Below are 2,717 nucleotides of genomic sequence, written 5' to 3' on the forward strand. Positions count from 1 at the left end.
GCCACCTCGGTGGTGCTGGGCGAGCGCTACCTGCTCAAGCTGTGCCGGCGGCTCGTCCACCCCGGCCGGGAGCTGCACCGCGCACTCGACGCGGCCGGCAGCCCGCACATCGCACCGCTGCTCGGCTCGATCGAAGGCGACCTGGACGGTGCTCCGGTCGTCCTCGCCCTGCTGCAGTCCTCCGCCACGGACGCCGTGGACGGCCGGCGCCTGGCCGGGCCGGCCCTGGCCGCCGAGGCGGGCGTCCTCGGCCGGGCGGTCGCGTCCGTGCACCGGACGCTCGCCGACCGGTTCGGGACGGCGCCGCTGCCGTCCGGCGGGCTCGCCCAGCGCGTCCACGGGGACTTGCACCTCGGGAACGTCCTGCGCACGCCGACCCGCTGGCTGCTGGTGGGGTTCGACGCCGAGGCGGCCGTGCAGTCGCCGCTGCGGGACGTCGCGAGCCTGCTGCGGTCGATCGACCGCACCGGCCTCGACGGCGAAGGCGTGGCGCGCGACGCGTTCTGCGCCGGTTACGCGGAGATCGCCGGGGAGGACCCCCGGGCCGCACTGGCCGCGGCCGGCGGGGACCTCCGGTGACGCCGCTGAGCCACCGCGACCGGGCGATCCTGCGCGCGGTGGCCGACGGCCGCGCCACCCTGCGCTGCGGCTGCGCGCCGGACCTGTTCGTGGACGGCGTGGCCTGCTGCGACCAGCACGCGGTGCACGAGCTGGCCCGGGCCGGGCTGCTGGGCCCGGTGCGGCCGGGCCGGCCGGGCGCGGTGGTTCCGGCGGCGTTGACCGAGCTGGGGTGCGTGGTACTGGCGGAGGCGTCGTGAGGCGCGCGTCGCCGGGGTGCGCCGTGCGCGGCGAGACGAAGGGGAGCAGGACATGACGGTTCGGCAGGTCGAGTTCCGTTCGGGCGGCGACACCCTCGTCGGCGACCTCCACCTCCCACCGGACGGCGGTCCGCCCCCACCCGCCGTGGTCGTGGCCGGGTCGTGGACCACCGTCAAGGAGCAGATGGCCGGCCGGTACGCCCGCGGCCTCGCCCGGCGGGGGATCGCCGCGCTGGCGTTCGACTTCCGGGGCCACGGCGCCTCCGCCGGATCCCCGCGCGACGCCGAGCTGCCGGACCGGAAGGTGGCGGACCTGATCGCCGCGGCCGGGTTCCTGCGCCGATGCTCCCTTGTGGACACCGAGCGTGTCGGCGGGGTGGGGATCTGCGCCGGCGCCGGGTACCTGGCCGTCGCGGCGGCCGCGGAGCCCGCCCTGTTCGGTTCTCTCGCGATGGTCGCCCCCTGGCTGCACGACGCCGAACTCGTCGGCGAGGTCTACGGCGGCAGCGCCGGGGTCGCCGAACGGATCCGGCGCGGCGAGGCGGCCGCCGCCGAGTACGCGCGGACCGGGGCCGTCCGGTACGTCCCCGCCGTCAGCACCACCGACGCGACGGCCGCGATGCCCGGCCCCTTCGCCTACTACCTCGACCCGGCCCGTGGGGCCGTCCCGCAGTGGCCCAACCGGTTCGCCGAGCTCTCCTGGCCGCACTGGCTGCGGTTCGACCCCATCGCCGCCGCCCGCCGGGTCACCGCGCCGGTCGTCCTCGTGCACAGCGAGGAGGCGGCCCTGCCCGGCGGCGTCCGGAAGTTCCTCGCGCGGCTGGCCGGACCGTCCACAGTGCACTGGCTGACCGGCACGCAGTTCGACTTCTACGACCACGAACCGACCGTCGCCGCGGCGCTCGACCTGGCCGCGGCGCCCTTGGCCGACAGGAGCAGGCGATGACCGCGAACGACCGGCTGGACGTGATCGAGGCGTGCGACAGGTTCGGCTGGTACGCCGACCGCCGCGACTGGACGGCGATGACCGGGTTGCTGGCCGAGTCCGTCCGCCTGGACTACCGCGCGCTGCACGGCGGCGACGCGGGCACCGTCCCGGCCGCCGACGCGGTGGCGGGCTGGGCGGCGGAGTTCGCCGGGTTTGCCACCACCCAGCACCTGATCGGCAACCACCTGGTCGCCCTCGACGGCGACACCGCGGTCTGCCGCTGCCAGGTCCAGGTCACGCACGTGCCGGACGGCGGCGGGCCGCCGTGGGTGCTCGGCGGCCACTACCGGATGGCCCTGCACCGCACCGGCACCGGCTGGCGGATCACCGCGGTCACCTTCACCCCGGACTGGCAGACCGGCGGGCCGGCCCCGGCCGCCGGGGAGGACACCGGCAGCACCCGCGCCACCGCGCTGGCGTGGTTCGAGCGCGTGTGCGGCGGCGACGTCACGCAGGCCGCGGACCTGCTCGGCGACGACGTCGAGTGGGTCAACTTCGTCGGCGTGCCCGGCCACCACGACTGCATGCCGTGGATCGGCACCTACCACGGCCCGGCCGCCGTCCTGGCCAGCTTCGAGGCGTTCACCTCCGTCTGCGAGGTGAAGCGCAAGGAGCTGCGCGGCCTGGTGGTGGACGGCGACCAGGCCGTCGGCATCGTGCACGAGAAGGGCATCGCCCGCGGCACCGGCGTGGCGTTCGAGATCGAGTACGTCGAATGCCTGACCGTCCGCGGCGGCCGGATCGTGCGCTGGAAGTCCTACACCGACCCGTGCTCGATCATCCGCGCCCTGCGGTTCTGATCCCGGGCACGACGAGAAGCGGGCGGCCCCTTCGAGGGGGCCCCCCCCAGAGCGGGGGGCGCGACGCCCCACCCCCCGCGGCCGCCGGGGGGCGGGCGAGAGACACCCCCC

4 protein-coding genes are annotated in these 2,717 nt (G+C 76.5%); all 4 read left to right on the forward strand.

The features are described from left to right. On the forward strand, positions 1–579 hold a 579-nt coding region (locus tag ACWEVN_RS47480), incomplete at its 5' end, for a phosphotransferase (RefSeq protein ID WP_452055660.1). Further along, positions 576–818, forward strand: a complete 243-nt coding sequence (locus ACWEVN_RS47485) for a hypothetical protein (protein ID WP_452055661.1) — start codon at positions 576–578, stop codon at positions 816–818. The genes ACWEVN_RS47480 and ACWEVN_RS47485, both read left to right, overlap by 4 nt. 52 nt (positions 819–870) lie before the next feature. After that, positions 871–1,764: an alpha/beta hydrolase gene (locus tag ACWEVN_RS47490; RefSeq protein WP_452055662.1), complete on the forward strand. Its 894-nt coding sequence runs from the start codon at positions 871–873 to the stop codon at positions 1,762–1,764. After that, positions 1,761–2,606, forward strand: a complete 846-nt coding sequence (locus ACWEVN_RS47495) for a nuclear transport factor 2 family protein (protein ID WP_452055663.1) — start codon at positions 1,761–1,763, stop codon at positions 2,604–2,606. Before ACWEVN_RS47490 ends, ACWEVN_RS47495 begins: the two co-directional genes overlap by 4 nt. Positions 2,607–2,717: the final 111 nt, after the last annotated feature.

The sequence above is a fragment of the Amycolatopsis sp. NPDC003861 genome (genome assembly GCF_053605405.1).

What these genes read in the sequence shown, in the direction of transcription:
- ACWEVN_RS47490 (WP_452055662.1), top strand. Translation starts at nt 871, where the DNA reads ATGACGGTTCGGCAGGTCGAGTTCCGTTCGGGCGGCGACACCCTCGTC.
- ACWEVN_RS47495 (WP_452055663.1), top strand. Translation starts at nt 1,761, where the DNA reads ATGACCGCGAACGACCGGCTGGACGTGATCGAGGCGTGCGACAGGTTC.